Below are 17,714 nucleotides of genomic sequence, written 5' to 3' on the forward strand. Positions count from 1 at the left end.
GATCAGGGCCGCGGCGACGAGGAAGATGCTGCCGGTCAGCAGCGCTCGCTGGAAGCCGAGGGTGAGTGCCTCGGGCACAGGCGAATTCGCTGCGAGCAGATGCTGTGAATGTGACGTGGCGATCGCGGCGAAGATCGCGAGACCGAGTGCGCTGCCGACTTGCTGTGAGGCGTTCAGCAACGCTGCCGCGAGCCCTGCCTCGCCGGCAGGCACACCGGCGTTGGCTGCGGTCGTGACGCCGACGAAGACGGCGCCGAGACCGAACGACACGATCATCAGTCCGGGTAGTAGATCGCTGAGATAGGAGCCGTCGACGGGGATCCGGGACAGGATGTAGAGGCCGGCGGAGGCCACCAGCGCTCCCGCGACGACGACGGGACGGGTTCCGGTCCGGGTGAGCACCTGGGAGGAAATCCCGGCGACACCGACACCCAGGCAGAGCGGGAGGTAGGCCGCACCGGTCTGGACGGGGGAGTAGCCGAGAACGTTCTGCATGTAGAGAGTCAGGAAGAAGAACATCGCGATGAGACCCGCAAAGGCGATCAGCCCCGTGACATTCGCGGCGGCCAGACCTTTGACGCGGAAGATCGACAGCGGCAGCAGGGGGTGCGGGCTGCGCTGCTCGTTGATCACGAACGCCACGATCAGCACGAAGGCACCGACGAACCCGGCGATCGTGCGGGCGGTGCCCCATCCCTGGTCGGGTCCCGTCACCAGGGCGTAGACGAGCAACAGCATCCCGCCGGTGCCGAGCACACTGCCCGCGACGTCGAAGTCCGCGAACCGGGCGCGGCGCCGGTCGCCGGGAATGAGCGCGAAGACCGCCGGAAGCACGAGCGCGCACACGACAGGGTTGACGAACAGCACCCATCGCCAGCCCGGCCCCTCGGTGAGCACGCCGCCGAGAAAAACACCGACGGCGGAAGCGAGACCACCCACTCCGGCCCAGACGCCGAGCGCGGTATGCCGCTCGGGGCCGTCCTCGAACGTCGTGGTCAGAATCGACAGCGCGGCCGGAAGCATCAGTGCCGCACCGACACCCTGCGCGAGTCGCACCCCGATCAGGACTTCCGCGCTCCCGGCGAACCCGCCGATCAACGACGACAGCCCGATCACGACGGTGCCGGTGACGAGCACACGACGGCGACCGAGCAGGTCGGCCAGGCGGCCGCCGAGCAGCATGAATCCGCCGTAGGTGAGGAGGTACGCGCTCGGGACCCATTGCAGTTCCTGAACCGAGATGTCCAGGTCGCTGCGCATGTCGGGCAGGGCGATGTTGACGATGGATGCGTCGACGAAGTCGAGAAATGCCACGGCGCACAACAGCGTCAGCGTGAGTGTGCCGCGGGCGGTGGAGAGAAACGGGCGTGCCGGGGTCGATCGCCCGACCCGGGAGGTGTCGCTGACCGAGATGTCCATGTCGAAGCCTTCCTGTGCTCAGGGTCCGTGCGGGGAGACGCCGCGTTGCGCGCCGTCACTTCTATGACCGTCGGCCCGGCGGCGATGTGACCGCGCCGCGGCTGCGTCGCGAGTACTGTCGGAACCCGGCAGATCACGGAAGCGGGAGGCTGGCATGGCTGGACGGTTCGAAGGCACTGTTGTGATCAACCGCCCCGTCGAGGAAGTGTTCGAGTACCTCGCTGCCGGGGTCAACGACCGGGACTTCAGTCCCCGGGTGCAGGAGATCGTGAAGAAGACGGACGGTCCGCCGGGTGTCGGCACCATCTTCGTCAGCACCGTCAAGGACGCCGGGATGACCACGAGGCGGGAGTTCGAGATCACCGAATTCGAGGTGCCGCGGAAGATTCGCTGGGCGGAGCGTTCGAAGAATTCCATCACCGCGAAAGAGGGTGGTTACGACCTCGAACCCTCGGGCGCAGGCACCAAGGTGACGATCTTCAACGTGCTGGAGGGTCACGGAATCGGAAAGCTGATCGCACCTCTCGCCCTCCGAGCGGCCCGGAAGGACGCACCCGCTTTCGCACAGCGGATCAAGGCGGCCGCGGAAAGGTGACCTGCCCTACCGTGCCGGAATGACGAGCGCCAGTACCTGATCGACGTTGTCCGCGAGGCTGTCCGCCGCGGTGTCGTCGCCCGACAGATGCCGTGCGAGGCTCTGCTGGAACAGTCCGTCGAAGACCGCGTACATGGTGGCCGGGGCGATGGTGATCGTGCGCCCCGCCAAGTCCGCGTACCGGGACACGATGCGCCAGATCATGTTTTCGAGACTCTTGTCGATCGCCGCGACGTCTGCGCGGAACGACTCCTCGAACAGCGACTGCGAGCGCAGGTCGTACCAGAGGCGATGCATGGTGGCCTCGTCGCGGAGCGAATCCACCAGCACCCGGCCGAATCCTGCCTTCAACTCCTCGGGAGTGTGCGCTGTGGCGACCACGCCGTCGTATCGCGTGACGCACCGGGCCTTGTAGTGCCGCACGCAGTGCGTGATCAGATCGACCTTGTCGCTGAAGTAGTAGTGCAGGACGCCGTGGGAGAACTCGGAGTTCTGGGCGATCTCCCGGAGGCTGGTGCGGGCGTAGCCGAGTTCCGAGAGCGTCTGCAACGCGGCCTCGGCGAGCTGATCCCGGCGCTCGGCGAATTTGTCGACCTGGCGGCGCGAGACCCGATCGGCGTTCTTCTCGGCGACGGGTGTCACGGCATTCTTCCTGTTCGGCTCACATGGTCCAGCACGGGTCCAGCACGGTGTGCATCAGTCTAGCCCGCGTTCCTTGACGACTGTGCAACAAAAACTTGACAGTCGTCAAGAGAATTCTTGACAGTCGTCCAAACTCGAATACTCTGTGATCCACACCACATTGCGGACTCGATCTCGTGACGTGGTTTCCGCGAATCGTCTCGTACGAAGGCAGGTCGGAATGAGCGTGAGTGATCTTGCAGGACGGAAAGCGCTGGTCACCGGTGGTGCGAAGGGGTTGGGCGCCGGTATGGCTGCCGCCCTCGCCGACGCCGGTGCGGCGGTCGTGATCGGCGACGTCCTCGAGGAGGAAGGTCGCGCGACTGCCGACTCCGTCGGGAAGTCCGGTGCCGCCACCGGATTCGTGAAACTCGACGTCACCGACGACGGCAACTGGGAGCGTGCCGTCGCTGCGACCGTGGAGCAACTCGGCGGATTCGACCTCCTCGTCAACAACGCGGGCATCGAGATCTCGTCCCTCGTGGTCGACATCGACCCCGCCGACATTCGCCGGATGTGCGACGTCAACATTCTCGGTGTCGCACTCGGCCTGAAACACGGTCTGCGCGCCATGCGTCCCGGAGGCGCAGCGGGAGCGGGCGGGGCGATCGTCAACGTCTCCTCGGTGGCCGCGACGATCCCGTTCCCGGGCATCGCCGGGTACTCCGCCACCAAGTCGGCCGTCGACCGGCTGACCAGGGTCGCGGCTCAGGAGGCCGGCAAGCTGGGGTACGGCGTCCGCGTGAACTGCGTGTACCCCGGGCTGGTCGCCACGGAGATGGGACTCGGGCTGGCTGCCGACATGGAGAGGCTCGGGCTGTGGCCCAGCGCCGACGCCGCGGTCGCCGACGTGATCGGCCTGACTCCGCTCGGGAGGCTCGGCGAGGTCGCGGACATCGCCGACACCGTCGTCTTCCTGGCCTCCGACGCCGCTCGCTTCGTCACCGGGATCGGCCTGCCGGTCGACGGTGGCATGGGCATGTAACCGATCTCCCCGGACTTTTCTCCCATTCTGAAAGGCGCGTCATGACCGACAAGAAACCCGTCATCGTCTACGGAGTCTCCGGTTACACCGGGCGGCTCGTGTGTGAATACCTGCGCGAGTTCAACATTCCGTTCATCGCTGCGGGACGGGACAAGAAGCGGATCCAGGAAGTGCTCGACCGCATTCCCGGGCTGGACACCGTCGACCACGAGGTGGTCGAGGTGGAGCACACCGTCCCGGCGCTGACCGAACTGTTCAGCGGTGCACGGGTTGTCAGCAACATGGTCGGCCCGTTCATCAAGCACGGTGCCGTCGTCGTCGAGGCGGCTCTTGCCGCGGGTTGTCACTACACCGACACGACCGGTGAGCAGGACTGGGTTCTGGACGTGCAGGCGAAGTTCGGCGACAAGTTCGCGGAGAAGGGGCTGCTGCTGTCTCCGGGCGTCGCTCAGATGTACACCACGGGTGAGATCGCCGCGAACATCGCGCTGGAGACGCCGGGGTTGGACACTCTCGACATCCTGGTGTTGTGGAAGGGTTTTCCCACCTACGCGTCCACGCAGACGATCTTCACGATCCTCAAGGCCGACTGGTACTACCTGGAACAGAACCGATACCAGAAGTGGGACCCTGGTACCACATTCGAGGTCGTGGTGCCAGGACAGCACCAGATGGCCCTCGCGCTGCCGTGGGGCGGCACCTGTCATCCCGTGTGGTTCAAGGACGATCCGCGGGTGGCGAACGTGAAGGCGGCAGGCGGCGTGTTCGACCGTTCCGTGATGGAGGGTGTCGTCGCGACGCAGAAGATGGTCGAGGAGCAGATCAAGACCCTTCCCGCGGACGAGCAGGACGCGGCGCTCGCGGAGATCGCCGGCTCCGTGCAGGCGGGAATGCCGCCGAGGGAGAACCCGCGCGTCAACACGTCGCTCGACTCCGTGTACGCGTCGGGCCCGCTGGGTCGGGCGCACTGCGTCATCCACGGAAACTGCAATTACAAGCAGACGGGGCTCCTGCAGGCGTACGCCGCGTACTCCCTGCTGCAGCAACCCCCGAAGCGAACCGGTCTCGCGTCGGCGTGCCAGGCGTTCGGGCATCGCGAACTCCTGGGAGTCCTGCGCAGCTTCGGTCTCGTGATGGAGCCGGTTCTCACCGTGCAGAGCTGACCGTCCCGGCCGCGACTTCGAGGAGGACCGCACCATGCGCTTGACCGACTACCTCGACAAGGGTGCCTCGCTCGGTCCGTCGTCGCCGTGCCTGACGATGGGCGACCGGACACTGACGTACGCCGATGTCCAGGACCTGAGCCGGCGCGTCGCGGCCGGGCTGGCACGGTCGGGGATCGGCGCGGGCGACAAGGTGGCCGTCCTGTCCGGCAACGACCCGGCCGCGTTCTCCTGCGTGTTCGGGATCAGCCGGGCGGGTGCGGTGTGGTGCCCGATCAACCCGCGGAACGAGGCAGCGGAGAATCGGGACCTGCTCGACCTCTTCGACTGTCGCTGCCTGATCTTCCAGAAGGCGTTCGCGCCCCTGGTCGATCGGATCCGGCAGCAGTTGCCGCTGCTGACGACCCTTGTGTGTCTCGACGGCGACGAGGAGTACGCCCACCCGTTCGACGACTGGCTGGGCACCGAACGTCTCGACGTCGCTCCCGTCGACGACCTCGCGCTGATCGTCGGCACCGGCGGGACGACGGGGAAGCCGAAGGGGGTGATGCTCACCGGCCGGAACATCGAGACGATGTCTGCGCTGACCCTGATGAGCTACCCGTTCGACGGCAGACCGGTCTACCTCGCCCTCGCGCCGTTGACGCACGCGGCCGGTGTCCTGTGTTTCCCGATCCTCACCCTCGGCGGGCAGGTGGTCATCATGCCCGCGCCCGACCTGGGGCAGTTCCTCGCGCACATCGACCGGGACCGGGTCACCCACACCTTCCTTCCGCCGACCCTGATCTACATGCTGCTTGACCACGCAGACCTGGAGACGACGGACCTGAGTTCGCTGCAATGCTTCTGGTACGGCGCGGCGCCGATCTCGCCGACCCGGCTCGAAGAAGCGCTGACCCGCATCGGGCCGGTGATGGCCCAGCTGTTCGGGCAGAGCGAGGCGCCGATGATGATCGCGACGATGGCGCCGAAAGACCATTTCCGTGCGGACGGTTCGGTCGCGACCGCCCGGCTGAGCTCCGCGGGCAGGCCCTCCCCGCTGGTCACCGTCGCGATCATGGACGGGCAGGGGACGCTGCTACCTTCCGGTGAGCGCGGCGAAGTGGTGGTGCGCAGTTCGCTCGTCATGACGGGGTACTACAAGAATCCCGTTGCGACGCAGGAGGCGTCGGCGCACGGCTGGCATCACACGGGCGACATCGGGTACCTCGGCGAGGACAACTTCCTGTACATCGTCGACCGGGCCAAGGACATGATCATCACCGGCGGATTCAACGTTTATTCAGTCGAAGTGGAACAGGCGCTCATGGCGTACCCCGGAATCCAGGACTGCGGGGTGATCGGGCTCCCCGACGAGAAATGGGGCGAACGTGTCGTCGCCGTCGTCCAGTCCCGAGCCGGAACACCGATCGAGGCCGACGCACTCACGGCGTTCGTGAAAGCGCGCATCGGCAGCGTGAAGACCCCGAAGGACATCCTGGTCTGGCCCGATCTGCCTCGTTCCACACTGGGGAAGGTCCTCAAGAACGAGATCAGGCAGCAGCTGCTCGACTGACGGCGGGCGCGGGGTTCGAAACGCGGGGGATCGGAGCGTGGGTTTCGCCGCGACTGGCGATACTGTCGGGTGATGGTGAATGGGCACGCACTGAGCAGGGGACGGCTCGCCGACGCGCTGGCACGCTTCGAACCACGGATCGTGGACCCGACGAATCGGCGGTCCGCGGCGGTCGTGATCGCCGTGATGAACGACGGCGCCGACGGTCAGGCCGTTCCGCTGACCATGCGCCCGAGCAAGATGCGTGCGCACCCTGGGCAGTTCGCGTTGCCCGGCGGCGGAGTGGATCCGGGGGAGACCGGCGAGGACGCCGCCCGGCGCGAGCTGCACGAGGAACTCGGCCTCGACGTGGAGCCGTCCGCGGTGCTCGGCAGGCTCGACGACTACGTCACCCGCTCCGGGTACGTCATCACACCGTTCGTCGTGTGGTCGGACCAGCCGATCACGTCGCTCGTCCCCAACCGGGAGGAAGTGGCGGAAGTGTTCTCGGTGGGCGTTCCCGAGATCGACGCGGAGCCGCGCTTCGTCGAGATCCCCGAATCGTCGAAACCGGTGATCCAATGGCCGTTCCGGCGTCACCTCGTGCACGCCCCGACAGGCGCGGTCGTGTACCAGTTCCGGGAGGTCGCGCTGCACGGCAGGCACACCCGGATCGACGGTTTCGACCAGCCGGTCTTCGCCTGGCGTTAGCGAGACCACGTCGAGGGGGGCGACTAATCTCACGGTTCGTGACCTTCTTCGAGTCTCTCGCCCGCAAGCTCGACCGCACCGGTGTCGACCCCGTCGTCTGGCACGCCCCGCCGCCACCACCTCAGACGGGAGTGCTCGCGCCCAACGGCATGCTCGACGACGCGCATCGCTGGACCCTCCCCACCGGGGAAGGCCCGGAGGACGTTGTTGTCGATCACGACGGCCGGGTGGTCACCGGAGGCAACGACGGCCGGATCTGGCGGTTCGACAGCCGCGGACACGCCACCGAACTCGCGAACACCCACGGTCGGCCCCTCGGGGTCGAGATACTCGACGACGGCCGATTCCTGATCTGCGACGCCGAGCGCGGTGTGCTGCGAGTCGACGACACGGGACGCATCGACGTGCTCGCCGACGCCGCGGCCGGGCGTCCGCTCGTGGCGTGCAACAACTCGGCGGTCGGCCGGGACGGCATCGTGTACTTCACCGACTCCTCGGCGCACTTCACGATCGCCGACCACCGCTACGACCTTCTCGAGCACCGCGGGACCGGCCGCCTGCTGCGTCTGGACCCGCGGACGGGGGAGAGCGACCTCCTGGCCGAGGGACTGCAGTTCGCCAACGGCGTGGGACTGGCCTCGGACGAATCGTTCGTCCTCGTCGCCGAGACCGGCTCGTACCAGATCTCCCGCGTCGACCTGACCGGCCCGTCGCAGGGCAGAACGTCGGTGTGGGCCGCGAATCTGCCCGGCATACCGGACAACATGACGTCCCAGACGTCTGACGGCCTGTTCTGGGTGGCGCTCTACAGTCCGCGGATGCGGTTGCTCGACCTGCTCGCGCCCTACCCCACGCTGCGCATCGTCGCGGCGAACCTGCCGGAGTCGGTGCAACCGAATCCGGAGCACGCCGGCTGGGTGATCGCCCTCGATCACCGCGGCGAGATCGTGCACAGCCTGCGCGGAGGCAAGGGCAGCTATTCCCCCGTCACAGGTGTGCGGGAGCACGACGGGTGGCTGTACCTGGGAAGTCTGACCTCGGACGCCGTCGCGCGCGTCCCGGCCCCACCCCGACCGGGGCTCGCGCCGGGCGAGTGACACGGTCGGACGGACGGGACGATCGACTGAACACCAACCCGGTTGTGGAAGAGTGGCGAGAGCGGTGCGACGAGCGCCCGAAGACAGGTCCGCACTCGACGCTGGGGAGATTTTGGTGAATTCGGTGGACCGGGACACTGCGCGGTCGGACCGGATCGTGACCGTCCCGAACCTCCTGAGCGTGGTTCGACTCCTCGGCGTGCCGCTGTTCGTGTACCTGCTGCTCGTCACCCATTCCGACGGGTGGGCGCTCGCGATCCTCATGATCAGCGGCTTCACCGACTGGCTCGACGGCAAGCTCGCGCGGATCCTCGACCAGTCGTCGAAGCTGGGCGCGCTGCTCGACCCCTTCGTCGATCGCCTCTACGTCGTCACGACGCTGGTGACATTCGTCCTGCGTGGATTCATCCCGTGGTGGGTGGCGGCCATCCTGATCGGCCGCGACGCCGTTCTCGCGCTCACGCTGTTGATCTACCGACGGCGCGGTCTGCCACCCCCCGACGTGATGTACCTCGGCAAAGGTGCCACGTTCCTGCTGATGTTCGCGCTGCCGATGACCCTCGCGGCGCACGGTGACTGGAGCATCGCGACCGTGGCGCAGCCGCTCGGCGCTGCGCTCCTGATCTGGGGCACGGTGCTGTACGTGTGGACCGGACTGCTCTACACCGTGAACGCGCTGACCGTCGCGCGCACCGTTCCCGTGCGAGGACCGGGCGGCGAGGAACGCGAGGTCCATTGATGAAACGGACAGATTCCGGCATTCGCAGGAATCCGGTGCCGTCCCTGCTGCGGTCTCTGATGAACGATCATCTGGACCCCGGGTACGAGGGTGCGGCCGAGGATCGTGAGCAGGGACATTCACGACAGACGCGGGTCGGTCAGCAGGTGTGGATCGCGATCGGCGCGCTGCTCGTGGGGCTCGTGCTGTCGGTCGCCTACCGGCAGGCCACCGAACGCATCCCCGGCACCGAGCAGGTGCGGTCCGAACTCCTGAGCAAAGTGCACGACGCCGAGGATCGGGCGGGCGCCCTCGCCGCCACCCGGGACACGCTGTCGACGCAGACCGACGACGCGCGCGCCACTGCGCTGGCCGGCGACGCCCGAGGTGCGGCACTGCTCGACGAGCTTCGCGGACTCGAGGGAGATGCCGGAGTCGAGGCCGTGCACGGTCCCGGCCTGACCGTGACGTTGACGGACCCCGCGGCCAAGCCCAACCTGTCCGACTCGTCCCAGCGCAGTGTCGGGGGGAAGGCCGTGGTGCTCGACCGTGACCTCCAGTCGGTGGTCAATTCGCTGTGGGCGAGCGGCGCCGAGGCCATCGCGGTCGGCGACGTGCGGATCGGCCCGTCGGTGACGATCCGCCAGGCGGGTGGCGCGATGCTCGTGGACAATCAGCCGGTGTTCTCGCCGTACGTGGTCTCGGCAATCGGCCCGCAGGGGCCGATGCAGACCGGATTCGTGGTGAGCGACGCCTATCTCAGGATGTCCAGCGTGGCGCAGTTGTACGGCATCGGCTTCGCGGTGGCGGAGGCCGATGATCTCCACCTGCCCGCCGCCCCGGCGCGGGAAGTGCGGGCAGCCCGGGAAGTGGGAACACGATGACAACGGCGGAGTCGAATGGAGGCGTCACACGAATGAAGGCAGCACTGAAGGGCGGATCCGCGATCTACGGGGTGCTCGCCCTGATCGTGGGCATCGTGCTGGGCGTGGTGTTCAGCCCGCAAGTGCCCGACGCCGTGCAGCCCTACCTGCCCATCGCCGTCGTCGCCGCGCTGGACGCGGTGTTCGGCGGATTACGCGCGTACCTCGACGAGATCTTCGACTCGAAGGTGTTCGTCGTCTCGTTCGTGTTCAACGTCCTGGTGGCGGCCCTGATCGTGTGGCTCGGTGACCAACTCGGTGTGGGAACCCAGCTGTCCACCGCGATCGTCGTCGTGCTGGGTATCCGCATCTTCGGCAACGCGGCCGCGCTCCGGCGACGTCTGTTCGGGGCGTGATCGCGACGTGAGCGGACACGAGGGCAGACACGAACTCCACGGGAACGAACCGGCGACGTCGCAGCGATCGCACGTCGTCTTCGCCCTGCTCGCCGCGCTCCTGCTCGGCGGGCTGGGAATCGCGATCGTGACGCAGGTGAAGAACACCGGGTCCGGCGACACCCTCGACTCGGCGAGCCCCGCGGATCTGCTGGTCGTCCTGGACACGCTGAACCAACGGGAGGCGGCCCTGCGGCAGGAGATCGCATCGCTGGAACAGACCTTGGCAACGTTGCAACAGAGCGGCAGCTCCGGGGCGGCGCTCGACGAGGCGCAGGCCCGGTTGACGGCGCTGTCGATCCAGGTCGGCAGCGCACCGGCCACCGGCCCCGGGGTGACGATGCGCGTCACCGACCCCAACAAGGGGGTCGGCTCCGAGGTTCTGCTCGACCTCGTGCAGGAATTGCGTGCCGCCGGTGCCGAAGCCGTCCAGATCCAGGGGGCGGACGGCCCGCCCATCCGGATCGGCGTCGACTCCTGGGTGTCCGGTTCGGCCGGCGGTGTGTCGGTGGACGGCCGGAAGGTGAACGCCCCCTACGGGGTGGTCGCCATCGGCGATCCGCCCACTCTGGCGGCGGCCCTGAACATTCCCGGCGGGGTGGTCGACACGGTCGCGCGCAGCGGCGGGCAGCTGACGATCGAACAATCGCAGCAGGTCACGATCTCCGCCTTGCGAGAGGCGAAACCTCGCCAATACGCTCAGCCCGGAAATTGATCTTCGCATCCGCCCGCGGATTGCCATCGAAAGGAAGCCACTGTGAGTGAGCTCGAAATCCCCGCCGATCGTCGGTACACCGCCGAACACGAGTGGGTCGAGCGGACGGGGCCCACGACGGTACGCGTCGGCATCACCGATTTCGCTCAGTCCCAGCTCGGCGACGTCGTGTTCGTCCAGCTTCCGGCGGTCGACGAGGCAGTGACGGCGGGCGAATCGTTCGGCGAGGTGGAATCCACCAAGAGCGTCTCCGACATCTTCGCCCCGCTGACGGCGAAAGTCGTTGCCGCCAATGCCGATCTGGACGGCAACCCGGAACTCGTGAACTCCGCGCCCTACGGGCAGGGGTGGCTGGTGGACCTCGGCGTCGACGACGAGGCGACCCTCGACGCGGCACTGGCCGAAATGCTGGACGCCGTCGGCTATGCAGACATCACGGCAGGATAATTCCCGACAACACGCGAGGCGGTAATCGGATAGTTTCGGAAGATGCCGACAGCCCGGAAAACGGGGTTGCCGGAGAAATCCGCTGTCGGAATACCGGTTCGTAATGTGCTGGCGGCCTGTCTCACTACACGCACCGGCGTGCGCAGGGTACGGTCGATGTTGAACGCATGTGCCGTGTCGGGGCGCAGGTCCGTAGTTTGAATGTGATCGTGGGAGTTTGCACAGAAGTTAATGTGCACGGGAACCGAATTATGTAGTACCGAGTGGCATTGCGTAGTCCAGCGAATCTTGCTGGATGATCGAACTAGGAGGAGAAACGGTGAGCGAGAACGGCAACGACGCGGTCTATGGGGAGACGCCGGCGGAAACCACGTCGGTCTTCCGCGCGGACTTTCTCAATGAGCTCGACAGCTCCTCGGCAACCCAGGCTCCGGAAGCCCCGGTGTCGGGTGTGGAGGGACTGCCCGCGGGCTCTGCTCTGCTCGTCGTCAAGCGTGGACCGAACGCAGGGTCGCGCTTCCTGCTCGACCAGCCGACGACGTCCGCAGGACGGCACCCCGACAGCGACATCTTCCTCGACGACGTGACCGTCAGCCGTCGTCATGCGGAGTTCCGCCAGGAGGACGACGAGTTCCAGGTGGTCGACGTCGGCAGCCTCAACGGCACCTACGTCAACCGCGAGCCGGTCGACTCGGCTGTCCTGGCGAACGGTGACGAGGTCCAGATCGGCAAGTTCCGACTGGTCTTCCTGACCGGACCCCGGACCACGGCCGGTGGCTCGCAGATCGGTGAGACGTCAGCTGGTGCGGGTAGCCAATGACCGCGGTGCGGCAGCAGCAGGCGCAATCGGGGATGTCGATCGGCTCCGTGCTGGATCGACTGCGCCCCGATTTTCCTGATGTGACGATCTCGAAGATCCGATTCCTCGAAGCCGAGGGTCTCATCAGCCCCCAGCGAACACCCTCGGGGTATCGGCGTTTCTCGATCGCCGACTGTGAACGACTGCGCTACGTCCTCACTGCGCAGCGTGATCAGTATCTGCCGCTGAAGGTCATCAAGGAGCAGCTCGAGGCCATCGACAGAGGTGTGGCCACGGTCGGCGCAGGCGATTCGTCGCCGCGCCGGCCGCGCGCGCTCACCGTGGCCCCGGGCGAGGTGTCCCCGGAGGAGTTCCGCACCGACCGCGAGGTGCGGATCTGTCGCGACGACCTGATCTCCCGGGCGGGAATCGACGAGAAGTTCCTCGGCGAACTGACCCGCGGAGGGCTGGTCGTTCCCGGGCCGGCGGGGTTCTTCGACGAGGACGCGGTGACCCTCGCGCGCACCGCGAGGGCGATGTCCGAATTCGGACTCGAGGTGCGGCACCTGAGGGCGTTCAAACTGGCGGCCGACCGCGAGGCCGGCTTGGTCGCGCAGATCGCCGGCCCCGTCGCCAAGGGCCGCGACGCCGGCGCACGTGATCGCGCCGAGGAGATGGTGCGCGAACTGGCCGCCCTGTCCCTGACGTTGCACACCTGCCTGGTGAAGTCGGCAGTCCGGGGTGCGCTCGATCGGTGAGCTGAGCTCGCCGACCGTCCCAACTTCCCAACGACGCTGCGCTCGAACGGCTGTACGGTCGAAGAGCAGACACGAATCGAATAGAATCCTGGTACGGCATTGTGTGCCGCGGACGGACCATTGCAGGGTGGAGGCAGACGCGATGAGCGAAATGCACGTGATCGGAGTTCGTGTCGAGCAGCCCCAAAACCAACCTGTTCTGCTGTTGCGTGAAACCGACGGCGAGCGGTACCTGCCCATCTGGATCGGCCAGACCGAGGCCACCGCGATCGCACTCGAACAGCAGGGCGTCGAGCCAGCGCGTCCGCTGACCCACGACCTGATAAAGAACCTGATCGAAGCCTTCGGTCGCACGCTGAAGGAAGTTCGCATCGTGGACCTGCGCGAGGGCACGTTCTACGCCGACCTCGTGTTCGACCAGAACACTCGCGTCTCGGCCCGCCCGTCCGACTCCATCGCCATCGCACTGCGAATCGGGGTACCGATCTTCGCCGAGGAGGCGGTACTCACGGAGGCCGGTCTGGTCATGCCCGACGAGCGCGAGGACGAGGTCGAGAAGTTCAAAGAATTCCTCGAGTCCGTGTCGCCGGACGATTTCAAGGCTACTGACGGCTAGATTGCACCTGCGGAAGAGCCTCGGGCGCGCAGTAACGGTTGAGGTTCTTCCGGCGCGTTGCGTTGACCCCGTCTCTTCGGAGTCATAGCGTTCGGTGCAGTGATTATCTGCCCTGCAGATTGTATCGGGCGTACGCTGAGTAGGTTCAGGGTACGGACTTGCTCGATGTCACTGGTGGCGCTTGCGCCGCTCGATGTGCTGCGGCTGTGCCGCGGACACTGGCGACGCGCGTCACAGGCGCACTGATCGTCGGGTTCAGTGCAACATGCGAGAGGGAGTAGTCAGTGGGAGATCGGCCGCAGGAGAATGCGCTGAATCTTGCGCCCGGCGACAACGTTGCCGAGTCCGAATTCAGCTCCGAGGAGATCCAACCGGGCCTCTTCCCGGACGATTCCGTGCCCGACGACCTCGTCGGATACCGCGTCCCCATCGCCTGCCAGATCGCGGGAATCACCTACCGCCAGCTCGATTACTGGGCTCGCACATCCCTCGTCGTGCCGTCCATTCGCGGCGCAGCAGGTTCGGGCAGCCAACGGCTGTACTCGTTCAAAGACATCCTCGTCCTCAAGATCGTCAAGCGTCTGCTCGACACCGGAATATCCTTGCAGAACATCCGCGTGGCCGTCGACCACCTCCGTAAGCGCGGAGTGCGGGACTTGGCCAAGATCACACTTTTCTCGGACGGGACCACGGTCTACGAGTGCACCTCGCCCGAAGAGGTCGTCGATCTGCTCCAGGGCGGGCAGGGCGTCTTCGGTATCGCGGTGAGCGGCGCCATGCGCGAACTGACCGGCACCATCGCCGATTTCCCGGCAGAGCGCGCCGACGGCGGCGCGAGCGAGCAGAGCCCCGAGGACGAACTGGCGTCGCGGCGCAAGAACCGCGCGAGCCGCAAGACGGGCTAGCCCGCATCCACCGGAGCGCGGCGCTGCCTGCGCCGTCCTCTGCAGCCGTGACATAGACTGGCTGTGCGTCGACGCCGTGCGGGAGAGTTCCGGGCACTGCAAGCACAGAAACATCGTGTGTGCGGGAGTTCGGGCGCCGAAGGAGCAACACCTCCCCGTCAATCTCTCAGGCAGACAGGACCGTGCGGGCTCCGACGTCTCTGGAAAGCGGTGGGAGCACCCACCCGCCCACGGGGAAAGGGCCGCCTTCACACGTGAACGACGGTACCGAATCTCTCAGGCGCTCGACTCGAGCAGGCGACAGAGGGGGAGGGACGTTCCGCTACGCGGGGCGTGTCCTGATCCTCCGAACTGCTTGGGAGTTGTCGTGATCGACGCTGGAAGCCGTACATTCGCCGATCGTCATGTCGGCCCGAACGCTGCGGAACTCGCGCACATTCTCGAGCTGGTCGGAGCTGATTCGCTCGACGACCTCGCGTCGAAGGCCGTCCCCGCCGTCATCCTGGACGGGGTCACGGGCGGCATCGCGGACGGGCTCGACGCGCTGCCCGCCCCGGTGTCCGAGCACGAAGCGCTCGCCGAACTGTCCGCACTCGCCGCACAGAACACCGTGGCGACGTCCATGATCGGTCTCGGCTACTACGACACCCTCACCCCGCCGGTCCTGATCCGGAACATCATCGAGAACCCGGCCTGGTACACGGCCTACACGCCGTACCAGCCCGAGATCAGCCAGGGCCGCCTCGAAGCCCTCCTCAACTTCCAGACGATGGTCGCCGACCTGACCGGCATGGAGGTCGCCAACTCGTCGATGCTGGACGAGGCCACCGCCGCCGCCGAGGCGATGACACTGCTGCGCCGCGCGAGCAAGAGCAACTCCCCGCGGTTCGTCGTTGACGCCGACCTGTTCCCGCAGACGCTGGCCGTCGTCGAGACCCGGGCCGAGCCGCTCGGCATCGAGATCGTGGTGGCCGACCTGTCCGCCGGCCTGCCGGACGGTGACTTCTTCGGCGTCCTCGCGCAGATGCCCGGCGGGTCCGGCCGCATCGTCGCCTACACCGATGTGATCGCCGCCGCCCACGAGCGCGGCGCACTGGTCGCCGTCGGGGCAGATCTGCTGGCGCTCACCCTCCTCACCCCGCCCGGCGAGATCGGGGCCGACGCCTGCTTCGGCACCACCCAGCGGTTCGGTGTCCCCATGGGCTTCGGTGGCCCGCACGCCGGCTACCTCGCCGTGCACACCAAGCACGCACGTCAACTCCCCGGGCGTCTGGTGGGCGTCTCCGTCGACGCCGACGGTGACAAGGCGTACCGGCTGGCGCTGCAGACCCGGGAGCAGCACATTCGCCGCGAGAAGGCGACGTCGAACATCTGCACCGCACAGGTGCTGCTGGCGATTCTGGCGGCCATGTACGCCAGCTACCACGGCGCCGAGGGACTGAAGGCGATCGCCCTGCGCGTCGCGAACACGGCGCACTCCCTGGCGGCCGCGCTCCGCAAGACCGGGGCGGTCGTCGTCCACGAGCACTTCTTCGACACCATTCTCGTGCGAGTCGACGGCCGGGCGGCGGACGTGGTGGCGAAGGCGAAGGACGCGGGCATCAACCTGCGGCTCGTCGACGCCGATCACGTCGCCATCGCGTGCGACGAAGCCACCACCGACGACGACGTCGCCCACGTGCTCGCGGCGTTCGGCGGCGAAGGCGCCGTGACCGAGGACGCGGGCACGTCCGTCCCCGACTCGCAGCTCCGCGGATCCGACTACCTGCAACACGAGGCGTTCACCCGGTACCGCACCGAGACGGCGATGCTGCGCTACCTGCGGGCGTTGTCCGACAAGGACATCGCACTCGACCGCAGCATGATCCCGCTCGGTTCCTGCACGATGAAACTCAATGCCACCGCCGAGATGGAGGCGATCACCTGGCCCGCGTTCGCCGGACTGCACCCGTTCGCGCCGACCGGGGACACACCGGGAATTCTCCGCATCATCAAGGACCTCGAGAACTGGCTCGTCGCCGTCACCGGCTACGACGCGGTCAGCCTGCAGCCGAATGCCGGTAGCCAGGGCGAGTACGCGGGGCTGCTCGCGATCCGCAACTACCATCTCAGCCGCGGAGACAAACACCGCGACACGTGCCTCATCCCGTCGAGCGCCCACGGCACCAACGCCGCATCCGCGGTCATGGCCGGGATGCGCGTCGAGGTCGTCGCGTGCCGCCCGAACGGTGACGTGGACCTGGACGACCTGCGGGCGAAGATCGCCGACCATGCCGAGCGTCTCGCCGCGATCATGATCACCTACCCGTCCACGCACGGTGTGTACGAGCACGAGATCGCCGACATCTGCGCTGCCGTCCACGACGCCGGCGGCCAGGTGTACGTCGACGGCGCCAACCTCAACGCCCTGGTCGGCCTGGCCCGTCCCGGCCGGTTCGGCGGCGACGTGAGCCACCTCAACCTGCACAAGACGTTCTGCATCCCGCACGGTGGCGGTGGCCCCGGTGTCGGTCCGATCGGTGTGCGGTCCCACCTCACGCCGTTCCTGCCCGGACATCCGCTCGCACCCGAACTCGGCACCGCCGGACCGATCTCGGCGGCCCCGTACGGCAGTGCGTCGATCCTCCCGATCACGTGGGCGTACATCCGGATGATGGGCGCCGTCGGGCTGCGTCGCGCAAGCCTGACCGCCATCGCCTCGGCCAACTACATCGCGCGCCGCCTGGACGAGTACTTCCCCGTCCTCTACACCGGCGAGGGGGGAATGGTGGCCCACGAGTGCATCCTCGACCTCCGGCCGATCACCAAGGACACCGGTGTGACCGTGGACGACGTCGCAAAGCGCCTCGCCGACTACGGTTTCCACGCACCGACCATGAGCTTCCCGGTGGCGGGCACCCTGATGGTGGAGCCCACCGAGAGCGAGAACCTCGAAGAGATCGACGCCTTCTGCGAGGCGATGATCGCGATCCGCGCCGAGATCGACCGCGTGGGTGCGGGGGAGTGGCCGGTGGACGACAACCCGTTGCGCGGCGCCCCCCACACGGCCGGTTGCCTCGCAGCGGAGTGGAACCACCCCTACACCCGTGAGACGGCGGTGTTCCCCCGCGGCAAGGCACGGCCGAAGGTGTGGCCGGCGGTCCGGCGCATCGACGGCGCGCACGGCGACCGCAACCTCGTGTGCTCCTGCCCGCCGATCTCCGCGTTCGAAGGCGCCTGACACCGACGATGCCCGCCCCGCTCACGCGGGGCG

Annotated in this window: 17 protein-coding genes, 1 pseudogene and 1 riboswitch; of the genes and pseudogenes, 16 read left to right on the top strand and 2 right to left on the bottom strand. The window is 67.2% G+C overall.

Features of this window, described 5'->3' with window-relative positions:
- Window positions 1-201: 201 nt before the first annotated feature.
- A pseudogene (locus GO592_RS09730) lies at window positions 202-1,419 on the bottom strand (MFS transporter); the annotation flags it as partial.
- A 154-nt stretch (window positions 1,420-1,573) separates the two neighbouring features.
- Here GO592_RS09730 and GO592_RS09735 point away from each other — a divergent pair.
- Complete coding sequence (locus GO592_RS09735; RefSeq protein WP_007295580.1) at window positions 1,574-2,014, top strand: SRPBCC family protein; 441 nt, start codon at window positions 1,574-1,576, stop codon at window positions 2,012-2,014.
- 6 nt (window positions 2,015-2,020) lie between these two features.
- Here the strand turns inward: GO592_RS09735 and GO592_RS09740 are convergent, their stop codons facing one another.
- On the bottom strand, window positions 2,021-2,656 hold the full coding sequence (locus GO592_RS09740; RefSeq protein ID WP_007295581.1) for a TetR/AcrR family transcriptional regulator: 636 nt from the start codon (window positions 2,654-2,656) through the stop codon (window positions 2,021-2,023).
- A 220-nt stretch (window positions 2,657-2,876) separates the two neighbouring features.
- On the opposite strand from GO592_RS09740, the gene GO592_RS09745 reads away from it, so the two are divergent.
- The 15 genes from GO592_RS09745 (at window position 2,877) to gcvP (ending at window position 17,681) form a co-directional block, all read left to right on the top strand.
- Window positions 2,877-3,680 (top strand): SDR family NAD(P)-dependent oxidoreductase, encoded by an 804-nt coding sequence (locus GO592_RS09745; RefSeq protein WP_005562885.1) that lies wholly within the window; start codon window positions 2,877-2,879, stop codon window positions 3,678-3,680.
- A gap of 41 nt (window positions 3,681-3,721) precedes the next feature.
- Window positions 3,722-4,843 (top strand): DUF5938 domain-containing protein, encoded by a 1,122-nt coding sequence (locus GO592_RS09750; RefSeq protein ID WP_005264191.1) that lies wholly within the window; start codon window positions 3,722-3,724, stop codon window positions 4,841-4,843.
- Window positions 4,844-4,877: 34 nt separating this feature from the next.
- On the top strand, window positions 4,878-6,398 hold the full coding sequence (locus GO592_RS09755) for an acyl-CoA synthetase (protein WP_007295582.1): 1,521 nt from the start codon (window positions 4,878-4,880) through the stop codon (window positions 6,396-6,398).
- Between the two features lie 72 nt (window positions 6,399-6,470).
- Window positions 6,471-7,088 carry an NUDIX hydrolase gene (locus GO592_RS09760; protein ID WP_005264193.1) on the top strand — a complete coding sequence of 206 codons (618 nt, stop codon included), beginning with the start codon at window positions 6,471-6,473 and terminating at the stop codon, window positions 7,086-7,088.
- 38 nt (window positions 7,089-7,126) lie between these two features.
- Entirely contained in the window at window positions 7,127-8,185 is a 1,059-nt protein-coding gene (locus GO592_RS09765; protein ID WP_007295583.1) for an SMP-30/gluconolactonase/LRE family protein, read from the top strand.
- A 115-nt stretch (window positions 8,186-8,300) separates the two neighbouring features.
- The gene (locus GO592_RS09770; RefSeq protein WP_005264195.1) at window positions 8,301-8,924 is read left to right on the top strand and encodes a CDP-alcohol phosphatidyltransferase family protein; all 624 of its coding nucleotides are present in this window, start codon (window positions 8,301-8,303) and stop codon (window positions 8,922-8,924) included.
- Window positions 8,924-9,787, top strand: coding sequence for a DUF881 domain-containing protein (locus GO592_RS09775; protein ID WP_007295584.1), 864 nt, complete (start codon window positions 8,924-8,926; stop codon window positions 9,785-9,787). Before GO592_RS09770 ends, GO592_RS09775 begins: the two co-directional genes overlap by 1 nt.
- A gap of 32 nt (window positions 9,788-9,819) precedes the next feature.
- Complete coding sequence (locus tag GO592_RS09780; RefSeq protein WP_005264197.1) at window positions 9,820-10,182, top strand: small basic family protein; 363 nt, start codon at window positions 9,820-9,822, stop codon at window positions 10,180-10,182.
- Window positions 10,183-10,189: 7 nt separating this feature from the next.
- Window positions 10,190-10,936 (top strand): DUF881 domain-containing protein, encoded by a 747-nt coding sequence (locus tag GO592_RS09785; RefSeq protein WP_007295585.1) that lies wholly within the window; start codon window positions 10,190-10,192, stop codon window positions 10,934-10,936.
- Window positions 10,937-10,978: 42 nt separating this feature from the next.
- Window positions 10,979-11,383 carry a glycine cleavage system protein GcvH gene (gene gcvH / locus GO592_RS09790; RefSeq protein ID WP_007295586.1) on the top strand — a complete coding sequence of 135 codons (405 nt, stop codon included), beginning with the start codon at window positions 10,979-10,981 and terminating at the stop codon, window positions 11,381-11,383.
- Between the two features lie 295 nt (window positions 11,384-11,678).
- Complete coding sequence (odhI, locus tag GO592_RS09795; protein WP_206032940.1) at window positions 11,679-12,203, top strand: oxoglutarate dehydrogenase inhibitor Odhl; 525 nt, start codon at window positions 11,679-11,681, stop codon at window positions 12,201-12,203.
- Window positions 12,200-12,940, top strand: a complete 741-nt coding sequence (gene ftsR / locus GO592_RS09800) for a transcriptional regulator FtsR (RefSeq protein WP_007295587.1) — start codon at window positions 12,200-12,202, stop codon at window positions 12,938-12,940. The genes odhI and ftsR overlap by 4 nt, the downstream gene beginning before the upstream one ends.
- Window positions 12,941-13,082: 142 nt before the next feature.
- Window positions 13,083-13,556, top strand: coding sequence for a bifunctional nuclease family protein (locus tag GO592_RS09805; protein WP_005264201.1), 474 nt, complete (start codon window positions 13,083-13,085; stop codon window positions 13,554-13,556).
- Window positions 13,557-13,840: 284 nt separating this feature from the next.
- Window positions 13,841-14,461 carry a MerR family transcriptional regulator gene (locus GO592_RS09810; protein ID WP_005243116.1) on the top strand — a complete coding sequence of 207 codons (621 nt, stop codon included), beginning with the start codon at window positions 13,841-13,843 and terminating at the stop codon, window positions 14,459-14,461.
- A gap of 69 nt (window positions 14,462-14,530) precedes the next feature.
- Window positions 14,531-14,654: riboswitch (glycine riboswitch) on the top strand.
- 174 nt (window positions 14,655-14,828) lie between these two features.
- A complete protein-coding gene (gcvP, locus tag GO592_RS09815) occupies window positions 14,829-17,681 on the top strand; it encodes an aminomethyl-transferring glycine dehydrogenase (RefSeq protein WP_007295588.1) in 2,853 nt (950 codons plus the stop codon).
- The last annotated feature ends 33 nt before the right edge of the window (window positions 17,682-17,714 follow it).

Source organism: Rhodococcus sp. 21391 (genome assembly GCF_016772255.1).
Lineage (GTDB): Bacteria > Actinomycetota > Actinomycetes > Mycobacteriales > Mycobacteriaceae > Rhodococcus_F > Rhodococcus_F opacus.

Bases quoted from the DNA above. Each gene is read 5' to 3' on its own strand.
- GO592_RS09775 (WP_007295584.1), top strand. From the start codon at position 8,924: ATGAAACGGACAGATTCCGGCATTCGCAGGAATCCGGTGCCGTCCCTG.
- GO592_RS09755 (WP_007295582.1), top strand. From the start codon at position 4,878: ATGCGCTTGACCGACTACCTCGACAAGGGTGCCTCGCTCGGTCCGTCG.
- odhI (WP_206032940.1), top strand. From the start codon at position 11,679: ATGATCGAACTAGGAGGAGAAACGGTGAGCGAGAACGGCAACGACGCG.
- GO592_RS09805 (WP_005264201.1), top strand. From the start codon at position 13,083: ATGAGCGAAATGCACGTGATCGGAGTTCGTGTCGAGCAGCCCCAAAAC.
- GO592_RS09780 (WP_005264197.1), top strand. From the start codon at position 9,820: ATGAAGGCAGCACTGAAGGGCGGATCCGCGATCTACGGGGTGCTCGCC.
- GO592_RS09750 (WP_005264191.1), top strand. From the start codon at position 3,722: ATGACCGACAAGAAACCCGTCATCGTCTACGGAGTCTCCGGTTACACC.
- GO592_RS09735 (WP_007295580.1), top strand. From the start codon at position 1,574: ATGGCTGGACGGTTCGAAGGCACTGTTGTGATCAACCGCCCCGTCGAG.
- ftsR (WP_007295587.1), top strand. From the start codon at position 12,200: ATGACCGCGGTGCGGCAGCAGCAGGCGCAATCGGGGATGTCGATCGGC.
- GO592_RS09745 (WP_005562885.1), top strand. From the start codon at position 2,877: ATGAGCGTGAGTGATCTTGCAGGACGGAAAGCGCTGGTCACCGGTGGT.
- GO592_RS09760 (WP_005264193.1), top strand. From the start codon at position 6,471: ATGGTGAATGGGCACGCACTGAGCAGGGGACGGCTCGCCGACGCGCTG.